General features: G+C 69.1%; 13 protein-coding genes and 2 tRNA genes. 4 read left to right on the top strand and 11 right to left on the bottom strand.

Annotated features, from left to right (window positions below; genetic code table 11):
- Positions 1 to 114: 114 nt before the first annotated feature.
- Entirely contained in the window at positions 115 to 1,185 is a 1,071-nt protein-coding gene (locus O145_RS13905) for a glycosyltransferase (RefSeq protein ID WP_043564043.1), read from the bottom strand.
- Positions 1,186 to 1,206: 21 nt separating this feature from the next.
- Positions 1,207 to 3,648 (bottom strand): sodium-translocating pyrophosphatase, encoded by a 2,442-nt coding sequence (locus O145_RS13910; protein WP_043564045.1) that lies wholly within the window; start codon positions 3,646 to 3,648, stop codon positions 1,207 to 1,209.
- A gap of 521 nt (positions 3,649 to 4,169) precedes the next feature.
- Between O145_RS13910 and O145_RS17655 the strand changes: the two genes are divergently transcribed.
- Entirely contained in the window at positions 4,170 to 4,889 is a 720-nt protein-coding gene (locus O145_RS17655; protein WP_043564064.1) for a TetR/AcrR family transcriptional regulator, read from the top strand.
- Between the two features lie 64 nt (positions 4,890 to 4,953).
- Here O145_RS17655 and O145_RS13920 read toward each other — a convergent pair whose 3' ends face one another.
- From O145_RS13920 to O145_RS13940, 5 genes are all read right to left on the bottom strand, one after another.
- Positions 4,954 to 5,625, bottom strand: coding sequence for a haloacid dehalogenase-like hydrolase (locus O145_RS13920; RefSeq protein WP_043564047.1), 672 nt, complete (start codon positions 5,623 to 5,625; stop codon positions 4,954 to 4,956).
- A gap of 141 nt (positions 5,626 to 5,766) precedes the next feature.
- On the bottom strand, positions 5,767 to 7,020 hold the full coding sequence (locus O145_RS13925; RefSeq protein ID WP_043564049.1) for an NAD(P)/FAD-dependent oxidoreductase: 1,254 nt from the start codon (positions 7,018 to 7,020) through the stop codon (positions 5,767 to 5,769).
- A complete protein-coding gene (locus tag O145_RS13930) occupies positions 7,013 to 8,425 on the bottom strand; it encodes an NAD(P)/FAD-dependent oxidoreductase (RefSeq protein ID WP_043564051.1) in 1,413 nt (470 codons plus the stop codon). Before O145_RS13930 ends, O145_RS13925 begins: the two co-directional genes overlap by 8 nt.
- A complete protein-coding gene (locus O145_RS13935) occupies positions 8,426 to 9,619 on the bottom strand; it encodes an ethanolamine utilization protein EutH (protein ID WP_052375206.1) in 1,194 nt (397 codons plus the stop codon).
- A complete protein-coding gene (locus O145_RS13940; RefSeq protein ID WP_043564053.1) occupies positions 9,619 to 11,034 on the bottom strand; it encodes an FGGY family carbohydrate kinase in 1,416 nt (471 codons plus the stop codon). The genes O145_RS13935 and O145_RS13940 overlap by 1 nt, the downstream gene beginning before the upstream one ends.
- Before the next feature lie 244 nt (positions 11,035 to 11,278).
- Here O145_RS13940 and O145_RS13945 point away from each other — a divergent pair, with 244 nt between their 5' ends.
- On the top strand, positions 11,279 to 12,076 hold the full coding sequence (locus O145_RS13945; protein ID WP_043564055.1) for a DeoR/GlpR family DNA-binding transcription regulator: 798 nt from the start codon (positions 11,279 to 11,281) through the stop codon (positions 12,074 to 12,076).
- Here the strand turns inward: O145_RS13945 and O145_RS13950 are convergent, their stop codons facing one another.
- Both O145_RS13950 and O145_RS13955 read right to left on the bottom strand, forming a co-directional pair.
- Entirely contained in the window at positions 12,077 to 12,673 is a 597-nt protein-coding gene (locus O145_RS13950; protein WP_043564057.1) for a TetR/AcrR family transcriptional regulator, read from the bottom strand. It abuts the gene before it with no gap.
- Between the two features lie 115 nt (positions 12,674 to 12,788).
- Positions 12,789 to 13,964 (bottom strand): aminotransferase class I/II-fold pyridoxal phosphate-dependent enzyme, encoded by a 1,176-nt coding sequence (locus tag O145_RS13955; RefSeq protein ID WP_043564058.1) that lies wholly within the window; start codon positions 13,962 to 13,964, stop codon positions 12,789 to 12,791.
- Between the two features lie 161 nt (positions 13,965 to 14,125).
- Between O145_RS13955 and O145_RS13960 the strand changes: the two genes are divergently transcribed.
- A tRNA-Ile gene (locus O145_RS13960) sits at positions 14,126 to 14,219 on the top strand.
- Positions 14,220 to 14,930: 711 nt separating this feature from the next.
- Here O145_RS13960 and O145_RS13965 read toward each other — a convergent pair.
- Together O145_RS13965 and O145_RS13970 are read right to left on the bottom strand one after the other, a co-directional pair.
- On the bottom strand, positions 14,931 to 15,761 hold the full coding sequence (locus O145_RS13965) for a lipopolysaccharide kinase InaA family protein (RefSeq protein WP_043564060.1): 831 nt from the start codon (positions 15,759 to 15,761) through the stop codon (positions 14,931 to 14,933).
- 32 nt (positions 15,762 to 15,793) lie between these two features.
- Positions 15,794 to 16,384: a hypothetical protein gene (locus O145_RS13970; RefSeq protein ID WP_043564062.1), complete on the bottom strand. Its 591-nt coding sequence runs from the start codon at positions 16,382 to 16,384 to the stop codon at positions 15,794 to 15,796.
- A gap of 144 nt (positions 16,385 to 16,528) precedes the next feature.
- On the opposite strand from O145_RS13970, the gene O145_RS13975 reads away from it, so the two are divergent.
- Positions 16,529 to 16,610, top strand: a tRNA-Leu gene (locus O145_RS13975).
- Positions 16,611 to 17,110 lie beyond the last annotated feature (500 nt).

The following is a 17,110-nucleotide window of genomic DNA, read 5'->3' on the forward strand; positions in this document are numbered from 1 at the left end:
TGAACCGATCTCGGCGGCAAGGGGAGCCGCGGGCCCCGCCCCGCCCCCTCGGCGCCCGGCCCGCCCGCCGTCGTCGGGCCCGGGGGAGCCCCCGGCGGCCCCGGGACCAGGGGATCAGCTGCCGAACCACTCGTTGACGCGCGCCACGATCGCCTTGTCGAAGGCGTCATCGGAGTGGTGGCGAGCGATCCAGGCCGAGAAAGAGCCACCCGCGGCCTCATCCATCTGCCTGCGGCAGGCCTCCGGCTCCCTCAGCGCGCGGGTGAGCATGGTCGCCGCCTCCCCGAGGTCGCGGTAGATGAAGGGGTAGGACTCGGGCACGAGTGCGCGAGCCCAGTCCCGATCGGGCAGGATGCCGATGACGCCCGCGCCCAGCGCCTCCACGTAGAGCAGGCCGTAGGACACCTTGTCCGCGGTGGCCAGGAAGGCAGTCGTCCGCGCCAAGGCCTCCCAGTAGGACCTCCTGGTGGCGGTCAACGGCCCCATCCACACCCAGTCCCGCTGGGAGATGCTCATGGCGGCCTCCGAGACGAGGCTGTCCTCCTGCAGCCGCATCTCGACCCTGAGCGGAACGGCCCGGCGCACCTGCTCGATGACCCGGAAGAACTGCTCCGGGTGCTTCCCGCGATTGAGATAGATCGACGGGTACAGGACGATCGGCACATCCGAGTAGGCGCGCGGCTGGATGTGGTCGAGCCGGAACCCGAGGTTCACCCACGAGAGAGTGGACTTCTCGTACAGATGCTGAGCCGTCCACTTCGCCACGAGCTCGCGCACCTCGTTGGCGGTGCGCCGGGAGTCCGCGAAGGTCGGGAACAGGGCGCATGACAGGGCGAGTGTCGCCATGTGGACCCTCGGGGCGCTCGACGGCACCGGGCGCCAGACGAAGTTCATAATCCGAGGCTCCGCCAGCGTTCCCGGTGCCGTGCCGGGCGCGCGGGAGAGCACCTGCCAGATATGGGGGGAGTCCGCCGCGTCCATATTGATGACCACGAGATCCGTCGGGTCGAGCCCCTCCAGGGGAACGACGTCGAAGTCCTCGCTCTGCCGGGGCACGGGAGCGATGACGGTCGACTCCGGGAAGATCCTCAGCAGCCGCCGCACCAGGGTGTCGCCGGCTTCGTGGCCCGCGACCCGCCCGGCGGACGAGATGTCGATGTCGTCGTACTTAATGGCGATTCTCATGACCGTGCCTCCATGGGTTCTTCAGTCCTCCATCAGGATCTCATCAAGGTCGTTGTCGCTCGTGCGGGCGGGGATCCTCATGCCGTAGAAGGAGCGGTGGATGAAGAAGAGCGACACGAGGAAGAAGGCCGCCGCCAGGACGTGCACCAGGGTCCCGAGCCCCTGCGCGGTCAGGCTGACGGCGAGCTCGACGGCGAGCAGCCCGAAGAGGGTCGTGAACTTGATGATGGGGTTGAGCGCGACCGACGAGGTGTCCTTGAAGGGATCGCCGACGGTGTCGCCCACGATCGAGGCGTCGTGCAGGGCGGTGCCCTTCATGTGCAGGTCGACCTCGACGACCTTCTTCGCGTTGTCCCACGCGCCCCCGGCGTTCGCCATGTAGATCGCCTGGTACAGGCCGAACACCGCGATCGACACCAGGTAGCCGATGAAGAAGAAGGGCTCGACGAAGGCCAGGGACAGCGTCGCGAAGAAGACCGCGAGGAAGATGGTGAGCATCCCCTGCTGGGCGTACTGGGTGCAGATGTCGACGACCCGCTTGGAGTCCTCCACGGAGGCGCGCTCGGCCCCCTTGTCCAGGTGGATCGACTCCTTGATGAAGGCGACGGCCCGGTTGGCGCCCGTGGTCACGGCCTGGATGGACGCCCCGGAGAACCAGAACACCACGGCCCCTCCGGTGATGAGGCCCAGGAGGAAGGGGGCGTGCATGAGGGAGAGGTTCTCGATGCCCCTGGTCAGGTGGCTGGTCAGCCCGATAATGATCGAGAAGATCATGGTCGTGGCCCCCACGACGGCGGTCCCGATGAGCACGGGCTTGGCGGTGGCCTTGAAGGTGTTGCCGGCGCCGTCGTTGTCCTCCAGGAGGAACTTGGCCCTCTCCCAGCGCGGGGCGAGGTCGAAGTCGCGGCGCAGCTCGGCGTCGATGCCGTCGAGGTCCTCAATGCGCGAGAGCTCGTAGACGCTCTGGGCGTTGTCGGTGACCGGGCCGTAGGAGTCGACGGCGATGGTCACCGGTCCCATGCCCAGGAAGCCGAAGGCGACCAGGCCGAAGGCGAAGACGGCCGGCGCCGCCATGATCTTCTCCAGCCCGGAGCCGGCCAGGAGGTAGGCGACCCCCATGAGCCCGACCACGGTGATGCCGAGCCAGAAGGCGGAGAAGTTGCCCGCCACGACGCCGGAGAGGATGTTGAGGCTGGCGCCCCCCTGGCGCGAGGACTTGACGGTCTCGCGGACGTGCTGGGAGCCGGTGGAGGTGAAGACCTTGACCAGCTCGGGGATGAGCGCTCCGGCCAGGGTCCCGCAGGTGATGATCGTGGCCAGGCGCAGCCACAGCCCGGTGCCCTGGCCGCCCAGGACGAGCCAGGTGGACAGGTAGGTCAGCACAATGCACAGGGCGCTGGTGAGCCACACCAGGGTGGTCAGCGGGGTCTCGAAGTTCATCCTCTCGGCGTCCCCGAAGCGGGCCCGGCACCATGCCGCGTTGATTCCGTAGGCGGCCCATGCCGCCAGGATCATGGCGGCGCGCACCGTGAAGATCCACACCAGCAGCAGGGCCTGGAGCCGGGCGTCCGGGACGGCCAGGAGGACGAAGGTGACCAGGGCGACGCCGGTGACGCCGTAGGTCTCGAAGCCGTCGGCGCTGGGGCCCACCGAGTCGCCCGCGTTGTCTCCGGTGCAGTCCGCGATGACGCCGGGGTTGCGGGGGTCGTCCTCGTCGATCTTGAAGACGATCTTCATCAGGTCGGCGCCGATGTCGGCGATCTTGGTGAAGATGCCGCCCGCGATGCGCAGGGCCGAGGCCCCCAGGGACTCGCCGATGGCGAAGCCGATGAAGCAGGCTCCGGCCACGTCCGCCGGCAGGAACAGGAGGATCACGAGCATCATGAGCAGCTCGAGACTGATGAGCACCATGCCGATGCTCATGCCCGAGCGCAGCGGGATCCTGTGCACCTCGTGCGGCTTGCCGCGCAGGGAGGCGAAGGCCGTGCGGGCGTTGGCGAAGGTGTTGACCCGGATCCCGAACCACGCGACCGCGTAGGAGCCGCCCATTCCGAGCAGGGAGAAGAGGACGACAATGCCGACCCTGGTCCACCCGAAGCCGACCAGCACCTTGTAGTAGATGACGATGACGGCGGTGATGAACGCCCACAGGAGCATGAGGAAGCGTCCCTGCCGCACCAGGTAGGCCTGGCAGGTCGAGTAGATGATCTCGGCGATCTCCCGCATTGAGGAGTGCACGGGGGCCTTGCGCAGCCGCAGGAAGGTGACTGTGCCGAAGCCGAGGCCGAGCAGGCACACGCCGATGCCCACCAGGAGTAGGGCCCGTCCGCTCAGGCCCCAGGCCACGAGGACGCCGGACAGGTCGGGGAGCTCGAGGTTGGCCTCCCCTCCGCCGACGTCGGCGCCGTCCTCAGTGCCGAGAAGACTCGCTGCGAAAGAAGGGGGGCAGCACGAAAAGAACATGAATCATCGCCTGGATTGTCCGCTGTGTTGGGAGTGCCACTGGGCGGTGTGAGTCTAGCGACTGCGGGGAGGGCTGGCCAAGGCGGCGGGGCGGCTGAGCGCAGCCTCGGGCGCACGAGTTGAGAGCGCAGGTGGCGGTCAGGAGGCAGACGGCGATGACGATCGGCGCGGTGCGGCTGAGGCCGTACAGCGCTGTGGAGGCCAGGGTCGCGTACGACGACGGCCACAGGCTCGCAATGCCGCCAGGGGGAGCAGGAGGCCTCCGGCCGAACTGCCGCTCCCGCATGCCCATGGCGCGCGGCAGGGGGCGATGACCGGGTTGAGGAGCACCTGGCCCATGAGTGCGAGGAAGACCGTCGCCAGCAGCATCATCATCTGCGGCGGCGCGGCCGGAGCGTCGGCACTCGTGTGGGCGGGGCGGTGGGAGGGCGGCACGGAGGGCCCCTTTGAGGGCTGGACATGGCGTCTCATCAAACTAGAACAGCGTTCGAGTGCTGTCGGCGTGGTCTATCCTGGGCCTCATGGACACCAGGGCCCCCACTGCCAGGCGCGCGGGCCTGAATCGGGGCGCTGTTCTCGACCAGGCGGTGCGGCTGTCCCAGGAGCACGGGGTGGAGGGCTGGTCGATGCGCGACATCGCTCGCTCGCTGGACGTCGTGCCCTCCGTGATCTACCACTACTACCCGCAGAAGGACGACCTGTGCGACGCCGTCGTGGAGGAGGTCTGCTCGACGGTCGAGCTCCCGGACGCCGACCTGGGCTGGAAGGAGTGGTTCACCGCGCTGCTCACGGCCTACCGCCCGGTATTCCTGCGCTGCCCCGGCGTCACCGACCGGCTGGCCATGGGCAGAATCACCGAGTCCTTCCTGCCCGTCATCGACATGGCCATGGCCAAGCTGGCCGACGCCGGCTTCGGCACCCTGGCCCCGCTGGCCTACGCAATGATCTTCAACGTGACGGTCTCCACAATCGGTGTGCGGAACATGCGGACGCACCGCGCCAAGAGCGGTGGACGTGCCTACGACATGTCCGCCGTGGTCAGACGGCTCAGCGCGATGACGGCGAGGTCCGAGGGGCTCGACGTCATGGTCAGGAACTTCTTCGTGCCCCTGACCGATAAGGAGCAGGAGAGCCTCATCAGCGAGGAGTACTTCGAGCTCATTATCGCCTCGCTGCTCGACGGCGTTGAGCACGTCCTGCTGCCCCGTGCCGCGGCCCGGCCCGACGACGGCGGCCCCTGAGCGCCCCTGGGGCGCGGCCGGGCGGGGGAGCGGCGGCCCCTCCGTAATGAAGCCGCGGGGCGACTCACATGACGGGGCCAGCCAGCGAGACGCCTGCCCGCGCGTACCGCCGTCGTGTCCTCGGGGAGGCGCCGATGAGGACGACCCGCCCAGCCGCGCGAGCAGTCGGCAGATCGGCCAGAGAATCCGTCACGAACTCCGCCGCCTCAATGGGCACGCCCTGCTCGCGGAGCGCCTCCGCCTTGCGCATCCCGACCCGGTGATCGGCGAACTTCATTCCGGACGGGGTCTCGATCAGAGCAGAGGCGGAGAGCAGGTCGTAAGGGATGCCGGCGGCGGCGAGCAGGGCCTCTGCGAGACGCCGCTCCGTGGCGGTGGCAATGACGATTCGCGCGCCCTCGGCATGCTGTCGCCGTATTCGCTGCACGGCTTCGTCGCGCACCCAGGAGGGGCTGGCGCCGATTCGGCGTCCGAATGCTGTGGCGAGCGTGATGTAGCCGGGCTCGTGCAGGCCGCCCAGGGCGATCTGGGCCACTCGCCGGGAGGCTCGCTGTCGGCGGTCCGCCCGCATGCTCAGCACCATGGGGACGACCGCCGGCAGCGCCTTCAGGAGACGCAGCGGGGCACGGCGCAAGCGATCCACGACGACGGCGGTGAACGAGTCCCTGCGCGTGATCACTCCGTCGAGGTCGTACACGACCACGGCGGTACCGTCCCTGGCCGCGGGGGCGCTCATGGCGGGCACTTTAGCAGCGGAGCGGGCGGCCGGAGCCGGGCGGCCGCGGGACGATTGCGCACCGTCCCGCGCCCGGAGGCCCGCCCCGCGCCGCGGTCGTTCCGCCCGCTTCCGCTCCGCGGGTTTGGAGCACGCATGTCGCTACTCCAGTGAGAACACGATCTCCCCAGCGCCCGGGCAGACGGCCTCCAGCATCGAGGAGGGGATGCGGAAGGCGCGCCCCGGAGCGGCGGGCCAGGGCAACCGCCTGCGGGCGATCCGGCGACCGCCCTGCCGTGCGACCACGACGGGCGAGGCGCGGAGCTCGTCCACCCACGCAACCAGTCGTCTGCGAGCAGGCGCGGGTCCGCCCAGCGCGTAGCGCTGCGGAGTGATCCAGCGGATCGGCGCCTCGGCCCGCACAGGCAGCTCCTCGCCGCCGGTGCGGGCGCCGGTCAGGTGCGCGAGGAGGCGGTCGGCGGCGTAGCGGCCCTCGAGAGCCACCACGTCGGCCGTCTCGACCGGGTGGTTGACATTGCCGACGGAGAAGATGTTGTCGACCGAGGTCCGCATGGTCTGGTCGGTGACCGGGGCGCGCCCGGCCGCAGGATCCAGCTCGATGCCGCGCATGCGCAGCAGCTCGTTGTCGGGAATCCAGTCACCGGTGAAGACCAGCGTGTCGCACTCAATGGTGCGGCGCGAGCCCGTGCGGGTGTCCTCGATCTCGACGCCCGTCACGCGCCGCTTGCCGTGCACGACCACCACGCGCGAGCTGGTGACCACCCTGGTGCGGAAGGCCAGGCCCCCGCCCAGCTTGAAGACCGTGTAGGACTCGCCCCTGGGGTAGGCGGAGATGAGCGCCTCGGTGCGGCAGCCCGCCTCCCGCAGAGTCATTACCGCCGACCAGCTGACCAGCTCGGCTCCCACCACCACGGCCCTGGTGCCGACCTTCCGGTGGTGCAGGTGCACGAGGTTCTGCAGCTGGCCGGTAGTGAGCACCCCGGGCGGGCGCCCGCCCGGGATGCGGCGGGCGGTGCGCGGGCGCTCCCGCGCACCTGTGGCGAAGACGAATGCGTCGGGGCGCACCAGCATCCGTCCCCGTGGGGTGGTGGCCTCCAGGACGTCCTGGTCGGCCCAGCCGGTGACCTGCGTGCGGGTGCGGATCACGGCGCCGGCCCGCTGGGCCTCTCTGACCAGAGCCCTGGCGTAGGCCGGCCCGGTCATGAACGCCTTGCGGTCGCGGATGCCGTAACCGGGATGGTCGGCGTGGCGCGGGATGCCGCCGGCGTCCTTCTCCCGGTCCAGCACCAGCACCTGCCCGGGCAGGCGCGGGGCCAGCCTCGCGGCGACGGACAGGCCCGCGGGGCCGCCGCCGACGATCGCGACGGCGGGGGTGACAACAGTGGACTCAGGCATTGATCTCCTCCTTGGGACCGGTCGCCGAGGCGTACTCGTCGAACAGGCGCTGGACCTCAGCTCCGCAGAAGAAACCCTGGCAGCGCCCGTTCATCGCCCGGGTGCGCCGTCGCAGACCCGACAGCGAGCACGGCGGGATGATGGACGACATGGCGTCGCGGATCTCGCCGCGGGTGACCCGCTCGCAGAAGCAGACCATGGTGCCGTATTCCGGGTCCGCGGCGATCCGCTCGCCGTCCCTGTAGGGGCGCAGCTGGTGCTCGCCGAGCGGCGCCATGCGCGCCACCGGGGGCAGGTCTGCTCGTTCGGTCATGTCCAGGCCGCTGTTCGCCGCGTCCATCAGCTCCGCAATGTGCTCGGCGACCGCAATGGCCGAGGTCAGGCCGGTGGAGCGGATGGCGGAGGCGATCACGTAGCGCTGGGGCCTGTCCACCTCGATGAGGTAGTCGGACTGGTTGTTGGCGGCTCGCAGGCCGGCGTAGGAGGCGGTCACCTCCTCGTCGAGGAGCTCGGGGACGATGCGCTCTCCCTTCTCCAGCAGGAAGGCGAAACCCGCCTCGGTGGTGGCGGTGTCGGTCTTGTCCTCCATGTCCTCGGCCGTCGGGCCGAGCATGACGTTGCCGAAGATGGTCGGGCTGATCAGCACCCCCTTGCCCACCTTCGACGGCGCCGCCAGCACGATCTTGGGGGCCAGCCCCGAGGCGAGCTTGTCGAAGACCAGCAGCTCGCCCCTGCGCGGGTTGACCCTCAGGCGGTCGTACCCGTACATGGCGTCGATCGCATCCGAGCCGAGGCCGGCGGCGTTGACCACCCAGCGCGCCTTGAGCGCGCCAGCCGAGGTGCGGATGCGGGTGACATCCGCACCCACCTCGATACCCTCCACCCGGTGCTCGCGCAGCAGGGCGGCGCCGCGGTTGACGGCATCCGTGGCGAATCCCAGAGGGACCGACCAGGCGTCGATAATGCTCTCGTCGGGCACCGTCAGGCCGCCGGTGACGCCCGGGCCCAGGTGCGGCAGCTCGGCGTAGACCTGCTCGGGCGTGATGATCCGCGTCTTCTCGTACCCGTTCTGGACAGCCTTGGCCTGAAGGGCGGGAAGCGAGGCGGCCTGCTCCTCGTCCCAGGCCACGAGGACCGCTCCGGTCCGGCGCACCCCGATGCCGGCCTGCTTGCAGTACTGCCAGGTCAGCCGGTAGCCGCGTGCCACCAGCCGGCCCTCGAGGGTTCCCGGCTTGGCGTCGTAGCCGGTGTGCAGGATGGCTGTGTTGGCCTTTGAGGTGCCTTCAGTGACGTCGTCGCGCGCGTCGAGAATGGCGACGCTGCAGCGCGTTGCCGCCAGGCGTCGGGCAATGGCGGTGCCGACTACTCCCGCGCCGATTACCGCAATGTCGTATGTTCGCATCATCTACCTGTCCTGTCCGTTGTCGGTTCGGTTCGGTGCCGGCTCTGCGGCGGGCGACGCGCCGTCGAGGGCGCCGGCGATCCGGGGCGCGGCCCGGTCCCGGCCGTGGGCGGGGTAGCGGCGCCGGGCGATCAGGCAGGCCACGGCCAGTGCCGAGAGGGCGGCGGCGAGCTTGCCCACGATCATCGGGACGATCATGTGGGGCGCCACGCCGGCGGTGAAGCCGAGGTGGTCGCCGAGCAGGGCCATGGCCGAGACCGACCAGGCGGTGTTGAGGAACACCCCGCGCTTGTCCATCTTGCGCATGAGGCCGAAGGTCGGAATGGCGTTGGCCAGGGTCATGACGATTCCGCCGGAGGCCACCTCGTTCACGCCGAGCGTCCGGCCGAAGGCCGCCAGCGGGCGGCGGGCCACCTTCGTGATGACGTGCATGAGCGGGAAGGCTCCCATGAGGAATACGCAGATGCCCGCCACCACGGCCAGTCCCTCGGTCACCGGGGCCATCTGCCAGCTGGGCGGCATGACGCTCCAGCCGGTGAGGAACTCGAAGGAGACGACGGCGAGCGCCAGGGAGATGATCGCCACCAGGATCTTGCCGAAGACCATGAAGCCCCTGGTCATGGCGTCGGGCGCCTTCCACAGCCCCAGGGCGATCAGGGCGGCGGCGATAATGATCGGCACGAGGTTGCGCAGGATCATCCCCGGCGGGAAACCCGCCGTCAGCCCGCCGGCGAGCACCCCGATAGGGATGGTCACCACCCCCACCAGGACGCCATTGGCGAAGTGGGGACGGTCCTCGTCCGCGACAATGCCCAGACCGACGGGAATGGTGAAGACCACGGTGCAGCCCAGCATCGCGGCCAGGATGGCCCCCGCCAGCAGGCCCGCCTCCTGCGTCTGCGCCATCTGGACCGACAGGTGGTACCCGCCCATGTCGTTGGCCAGCAGGGTTCCCGCGAACATGGAGGGGTCGGCGCCCAGGAAGGTGTAGACGGGCACGACGACGGGGTTGAGGACCTTGGCGAGGATCGGCGCCAAGGAGATCATGCCCACCATTGACAGTGCCAGCGGACCGAAGGTGTTCATGCCCTCCTCGAGCTGGGAGCCGAGCCCGAGCCGTCCGCCGGCCGCCCGGTCCACCGCTGCCACCACGAGAGCGACGGCCATGATCACCACAATGATCTCGTTGAGTCCCATCACAGGCCGATCGTCGATTCGACCGCGGTCCGCCAGGCCGAGCGCTGCGCGGCGACCTCCTCGGCGGGACGCTGTGGGCGGTAGACCTCGCCGGACTCCCAGACGTAGGGGCCCTGCTCGAGGGCGAGCTCGGGGTGCAGGGCCAGGCGCATGCAGGCGGCGGTGCCCAGGGCGGTGGCGTGCTGAGAGGGGTAGGTCTCCAGGGGCGCTTGCAGCAGATCTGACTGGATCTGCATGAGCGTGCGGCACCGGGTGAGGCCGCCGTCCACACGCAGGCTCGTCAGGGTGGTTCCCAGCTCGCCGTGCGTGAGGTCGGCGAGCTCCGCGATCTGCGCAGCAATGCCGTCCAGCACGGCACGCACGACCTGAGGGCGGCCGGTCGACAGGCGCATGCCTGCGATGAAGGCGCCGGCGTCCGGCCGCCACCAGGGGGCGGCCAGGCCCGCGAAGCTCGGCGAGCACACCGCGCCGCCCGCGTCCTGCGCGACGATCCGATCGATCTCCTCCGCCCCGGAGATCAGGCCCATCGTCTGAAGCCAGCGCACGGCCGAGGCCGCGGTGTACACCTGCCCATCCGAGCAGTACATGGTGCGGCCGCGCATGCGCCACGCCACCGAGGTGGTCAGACCGTTGTCGAAGCGGGGCGCGGCCTGGCCCATGTTGACCAAGATGAAGGCGCCCGTGCCGTAGGTGCACTTGCCCTCGCCGCGCTGCAAGCACCTCTGGGCGAACAGCGCGGCCTGCTGGTCGACGATCAGGCCGCCGACCGGGACAGGGATCTCACTGAACACGGTGGTCGCGCCCACCACCTGGTCGCAGTCGACGATCCTGGGCAGCTCCTCGTCCAGGCCGAAGACCTCCTGCAGGCGCGCGTCCCAGTCCCCGGTGTCGATATTCAGCAGCAGCGAGCGCGAGGCGGTGGTCACGTCGGTGACGAACTCCCCGGTGAGCCTGTTGGCGATCCAGGTGTCGGTGGTGGTCACCACGCCCTCGCGTGTCAGGTTCTCCCGCAGCCAGACCATCTTCGGGGCGGTGAAGTAGCAGTCGAGCACCAGGCCGGTGCGCTGATGCACCTCCTCGGCGTGAGCGCGCAGGCGGTCAACCACCGCCTCCGCGCGACGGTCCTGCCACACGACGCAGGTCGTCAGCGGCTCCCCGGTGGACGGGTCCCAGGCGAGGATCGTCTCGCCCTGGTTGGCCAGCGAGACTCCCTCGATGGGCCTGCCAGCCTCGGCGACGGCCTGACGGCCGGCCTCGATCACGGACCTGTAGAGCGTCATCGGATCCATCTCCACACCGCCGTCGGGCAGGTAGTCCGGGGAGATGGACTGTTCTACGACGGCGTGGATGCCGTCGTCGTCGACGACGATCGCCTTGGAACCCGAGGTTCCCTGATCTAGAGCGAGAATTGCCACGTTGCAATCCCTTCGGTCGTCCGCGCCCGCCTTGCCGCGGGGGTCGCGGGTGGATGGGTGAGCCTCTCTTCTCCTTGTGCAGGCGGTCGTGCGGACCAGCGATGACGATGCCGTGAGGATGCCGGCTGTGCGGTCACGGGCCTGGAGAAGAGCGGGCCGAAGATCCCGGCTCGAGGTCGGTGCCTTCGTCAATCACTCTGCGGCCGTGTGGATTTCACGTCAACGTGTGTGGAATGATGCGGACATGGTGTCTGGATCCGTTCCCGCCTCCCCTCAGGAACGCTGGCGCTACATCCTTCGGGTCCTCCAGTCCGACGCCACGGTCTCCACTGCGCGCCTGTGCCGGGAGATGGCGGTCTCCGGTGAAACCGTGCGGCGCGACCTCAAGGTCCTGGAGGGGCGGGGACTGCTCAAGCGGGTGTACGGCGGGGCCATCGCCCCCAACTCGGCGCGCACGAGCGAGCCCCCTTATCCCCAGCGGGCGGGCATCAACGCCGAGGCCAAGCTGCTGATCGGCGAGAAGGCCGCCCGTCTGGTGACGGGCGAGGGCTCGGTGTTCCTGGACGTGGGCACGACGGCGGCGGCTGTCGCTCAGGCCCTGGCGGCCGGCTACCGGGGCGTGGTCACCACCGCTTCGTTGCTGGTCGCAAACGCCTTCTCCGACGCTGCCGACGCCCGACTCATCGTCGTCCCCGGACAGCTGCGCCCCGGCGAGCGCTCCCTGACCGGGACGTCCACTCACGACTTTCTGCGCCGCATGCACTTCGACGTCGCTCTGCTCTCCTGCGGCGGGGTGGACGCGAGCACCGGGGCCACGGATTTCAACTTCGAGGATGTGGAGATCAAGCGGACCGTGGCGGCCAACAGCCGCCGGACCTACGTTCTGGCGGACTCCACCAAGTTCGGCGTGGTGGGCAGCTTCGAGATCGGCACGTGGCACGACCTGACCGGGCTCATCGCGGACAGAGTGCCGCCGGACGGCATTGCTGCTGCTGCCCGACGGGCCGGGAGCGAGCTGGTCGTGGCGTCGCCGCGTGAGTGATCACGGCTCTCGGTCTCCGAGGTCCAGGATCGCCCCGGCGGCGGCACGCGCGACGTCGTCGAGCCAGTCGGGGATGGGGGTTCCCTCGGCCAGGTGGGGGCGGACCAGCCCGTAGGGCACCGCCTGGCAGGCGGCCGTGACCAGCTCCATGCGGTGCGGCGTGACCCGCCCATAGCGTCTGGCCACCAGTGCGCGGGTGACGGAGAAGTAGTCGTCGTTGATGTGGAGCGCCTCCTCGCGGACCGTCTCCGGGCCGGTTCGCGCCAGCGCGGGCTGGCGCCACAGGGTCATGGCGAGCGCCTCCTCGCGGTTCTCCCGGCTGTAGCTCACGACGTGGACGGCGCTCTCCACCAGGGCGAGGCCGGCGTCCTCCCGGGCGGCGAGCTTGAGCAGGCCGGCATGGAAGCGCCTGATGGAGCGCAGCCACAGGCGTGCGAAGAGCTCGTCGCGGGAGGTGAAGCGGTGGTAGATGGAACCCGTCGTCACCCCGGTGGTCTGGGAGATGTCGGCGACGGAGGCCTGCCGGCCGTGGAGCGCAACGGCGCGCAGGGCGCCGTCGAGAATGTCGTCCACCGTGTACTTCGAGGGTCTTGCCACATGGCGACCGTATGCCCGATGCCGCCACATGCGAAATAAGAGCTATTCCTAAAACGTGGGGTCGGGCTGTCCGAGCTCCTCTCCGGCGCCCCGGGCCGATGGCCGCACCCGGGATTCAGCCCAGGGCGCCCACGAAGCCGGCGAGCCGCCCGACGCCCTCGGCGAGCTCCTCGCGCGACGCCGCGTAGGACAGGCGCACGTGCGTGTCGGCCATGGCGGGGCCGAAGTCAGCCCCCGGGGTCAGGGCGACGTGGGCCTCCTCCAGTGCCCGCGAGCAGAAGGTCATCGAGTCCAGCCCTGTGCCCGAGATGTCGAAGTAGACGTAGAAGGCGCCGTCGGGCTCCGCCGGCACCGGCAGCCCGATCTCCTTCAGGCCGTCCAGGACGATCCGGCGTCGGGCCTCCAGCTCGACCCGGCGCGCCTCGCAGGAGGCGAGGGCCTCGGGGGTGAAGCAGGCCAGCGCCGCCATCTGGGTGGGCGTGGAGGCGCACAGGAAGAAGTTGACGGCCAGGTTGTCGGCGGCGTCCAGCAGCTCCTCGGGCAGCACCAGCCAGCCCAGGCGCCAGCCGGTCATGCCGAAGTACTTCGAGAAGCTGGAGACGATAATGGCCTCCGGGTCGGTCTCCAGGGCCGTGCGGGCCGCGCGGCCCTCGACGTCGGGGTCGGCCAGCGACAGGTAGATCTCGTCGACGATCCGCCACGCGTCGCGGGCCTGCGCCTGCTCGCAGATGCGGGCCAGCTCCTCGAAGGGGATGGTCGTGCCCGTCGGGTTCGACGGCGTGGCGAGCATGACGGCGCTCGTGGCCGGGGTCCAGGCCGCCGTCATCGCCTCGACGTCGAGCTGGTAGCGGCTGGACGCGCTCGTGGGGGCCAGGACCACCCGGCCGCCGAAGGCTTCAACGAGCTCGCGGTTGCACGGGTAGCACGGGTCGGCCATGACAACGTCGTCGCCGGGCTCGGTGGTCAGGGCCGTGGCCAGCAGCAGGCCCGCCGAGGCGCCCGCCGTGATGAGGATCCTGCGGGGATCCACGCTCACCCCGTGCCGCGAGGCGTACAGCCCGGACAGGGCCTCGCGCAGGGCCGGCAGCCCCGCGGCGGGCGTGTAGGGCAGCGGGCGCCCGTCCATGGTGGCGCGCATGGCCTCGTGCACGCCGGGCGGGGCGCCAAAATCGGGCTCGCCCAGGCTCAGCTTGGCCACGTGGCCGCCCGCGGCCTCGATCTGGCGCGCGCGTGCGCCAATGGTCATCGCGTGGAAGGGCTGGGCGTTACGGGCGCGCTGCGCGAGCTTCATGGACACTCCTGTGCGGACGGGAGGCCCCACGGCGGGGCTCTCACCCACAGCGTAGGACGACGACGGCGTGCGTGTCCGCCGCATCCGGCAGATGCTGCGTCGCCCGGTGCGGTAGGGTTCGCACGTCGGAGCGGGCGGGGCCCGCCGCACGGCTCCGGCACGCCCCCATAGCTCAGCGGTTAGAGCAGCGAGCTTATACCTCGTGCGTGCCTGATAAGCACATGGTCCTGGGTTCGAATCCCAGTGGGGGTACCACGATGCCGTCACACGAACCCTGGACATGAGGCTCAGTTCCTCGGGGTTCGCGGGCTAATATCGGGCCCTCATCCATGCAGGATGGGGGCTTTTTAGTGTCTTGACGGGGCATTGGTCCCATGCTGGGGGTGGTGCTGTAGGTCCACAGTCTTGTCAGTGAGGACGCCAGCGGGATCAGCTGGTCGAAGGGATGCGTCAGGTCGGCGACAGCGCTCGTCTGGGGCCTTGGGATCGGCTGGCAGGATGAAGTGTCTGTTCTCGTCGGTGGCCAGGTTGATGAGGATGGCGGGCGTCGGGCTGGGGGCTGTTCTTTCCCGGGCAGCCTGACGGCTGACTGTGGAGGAGGGTGCGGCGGTGGTGGGGCTGGAGGGGCCGCCGGCCCCACCGTCCAGAGCCAACATCGCCAATCCCCGCGCGCTCGCCCCGCGGAACACCTCCGCGGCCCTCACCGTCCACATCATCAACCTCTCGTATGAGGACGCCATCGCGGTAGAGCTCAGCGACCTGCGCACGTTGCCGAGGCGTCAGTGACCTAAGCTTGGGGGAGCGGAGGCTGCGCACTGCATCGCCCTCGTCCGGCTGTGGCTGCTGGACCTGGTGTCGGCACCAGGACGTTCCGTACATCCTCCCTGAACGCCATGAGGGTCGCCCGGCTGTTCGAGGGGCGGTTGCGGAGGCGTGCTGATACTGGGTATTGGGTTAATGCTGCGACTACCGGTCGCGGAAATAATGCGCGTCGACGCAGGACTCGAGGAGATTTCCATCAAGTACTGCCGGGTTGCCGCCGGCCTCCAGGTACGGTCCGATGATCCTGTCGAGAAGCTCGCCCTCAAATATCTCGGTGCTGCTGTGGGCGAGGAACCCCTTGGAGATCAGCGATCTGACATATGTCAGGAGGTCCTCGACGCAGCGCGTGAGGTAGTCGTGCTCGTCCTGGTCATCGCGGCAGTCCTCCCTGAATGTGCTGCCTTCGAGGTCGTAGGTGACATAGCCGTCGTCCGGGGCGCGGAGGGCGGTGGCGATGTTCTTCAGCTGCAGATCGCCGTGCGTCAGGTGGCGATGCATCCGCGCAATATGGCGGCTCGTGCCCTCCAGCGTCGGCGCGATGCGCTCCCGGTAGGCATCCTCGCCGACGTATCCGTTCCAGTCCCCTGATCCTTCCCAGTCGGTGGTGGTCAACGGATCTAGTCCCGGCATCGTGGTCGTCACCAGAAAGGCGCCATCGACGCCGGAGACGTCGACCACCCTATCGAACTCCGGTATCAGCGCCGTCAACCCGTACTCTCGAGCTCGTCGCAGTGCCTCGAGCTCTCGCTGTCCCCTCTCCGGGGTGCGGTGAATCTTGACCGCCACGGATATGTTCCTCATGGTGTCGCTCAGGAAGAATACGCCATGGGCGCTGTCGCCGATGGCCAGCTGGTCCACCGGGTTCGCGGTCAGCCGGCACCCGAGCCTGAGCGACAGCTCGCGAGCGGCCAGCAGGCGCTCCCTCTCAGTCGCCCTGCCTGTTGCGGGTGATGGTGAGAACGGAGGATGCGTCATGGCTGTGAATCCTGATGCATAATGGCGGTCCATTATCGGAGGCCCATCACGAGCGCATCCAGCTTCTGGCCATAGGACGTGGCGGCCGTGATGAGTCGCCGCTCGCCCTCAAAGGCATTCTTGACAATTATTGCGGCGGGGCGCGCCGCCTGGTCGCTGTGATTGACGTCTCCGCGCGGCCGGGCCTTCATGGTCATCGGTACGACGTCAGCCCTGCGGTTGGTCTTGTCAATGATGACTCCGGTCAGAGACGGAATCTCAATTCTGTAACCAGTTGCGCGCTGCACTCGATCAACGTAGTCGAGTAAAAGCTTGGACAACATTCCGAGGTGGCCTTGGTTATCGCCAGAGGTCGCGTTGAGGACGCCGCGAAATGATTGCAGCCACGCGTCCCGAGGGTATGTCACCATGTGTTGCGCGCCTTCGGTCCGGCGCGACGCGGCTGTCAGGCCGCTCGCCTTGAGAGCGTCGAAGAACTCTTCATCCAGGCAGCCGTCTGCCGCTATGATGACGCGTTCACCGGTGTCGCTCAGCTTCTCCTTGTAGCCGGTTGCGCCCATCAGGCGATGCTGCGGCGGAACCTCTCGCATGGCGTCGATGTCAAACATGATGATGGTCATCATAGTCAGGTCATTGTGTCGTCCTGGCGGGGGATCTCGACCGCGCGGCGCCCATGGCACCTGGTGGCATGGTGCTGCGAGCCCTCGGCCGCCGGCAGTCGGAGTGCTAGGTTGGGGTGACGCCCGGAGAGCCTCCGGGTGCGCCCGGCCCCCGTGGTGGAATCGGTAGACACTGCGACCTTAAAAGTCGTTGCCTGCGGGCGTGCGGGTTCGAGCCCCGCCGGGGGCACGGATCCTGCGACTGGGCTACCTGGCCCATGGCGGCGTCATCGTCCCTCGCGCTGCTCCTCGACTCCTCACGACGGGCTCGCGCGGCCTCCCGGCCCGGTGCGGGGTGCCGGTGGCCGGTCCGGTGCGCCGGTACCGCGCGCCGTCCTGGGGCGGCTGGCGGCAGTATAGGTTCTGATACCTGACGGGCCCGCGGTGGGATCCTGACACTTGCGTGGCTATGACACTGAGGCCGGGGTTCTCATACGCTGGTCGTTATCAGCCTTCTTCCGGGCGAGAGTAGGCGAGGCAAGAGGCTGGGCGCCGGCAAGGAAACCGCCATCACCGTCGGCACATTCTTCGGCTCGTCAATGTTCGCCGCGGTGATTTCGGTGATATGGCTGGAATTAAACAAGATCGGTGTGTGGCGGTGTGACTGGGAGGTGCTCGAAGTCGTAGTCGAAGGTGCGGTTGGTGATGTAGGCGGTGAAGGCCGCGAAGGTGTTCTCCGGGGCGAGCGCG

The organism is Actinomyces israelii DSM 43320, assembly GCF_000711965.1.
GTDB classification, from domain to species: domain Bacteria; phylum Actinomycetota; class Actinomycetes; order Actinomycetales; family Actinomycetaceae; genus Actinomyces; species Actinomyces israelii.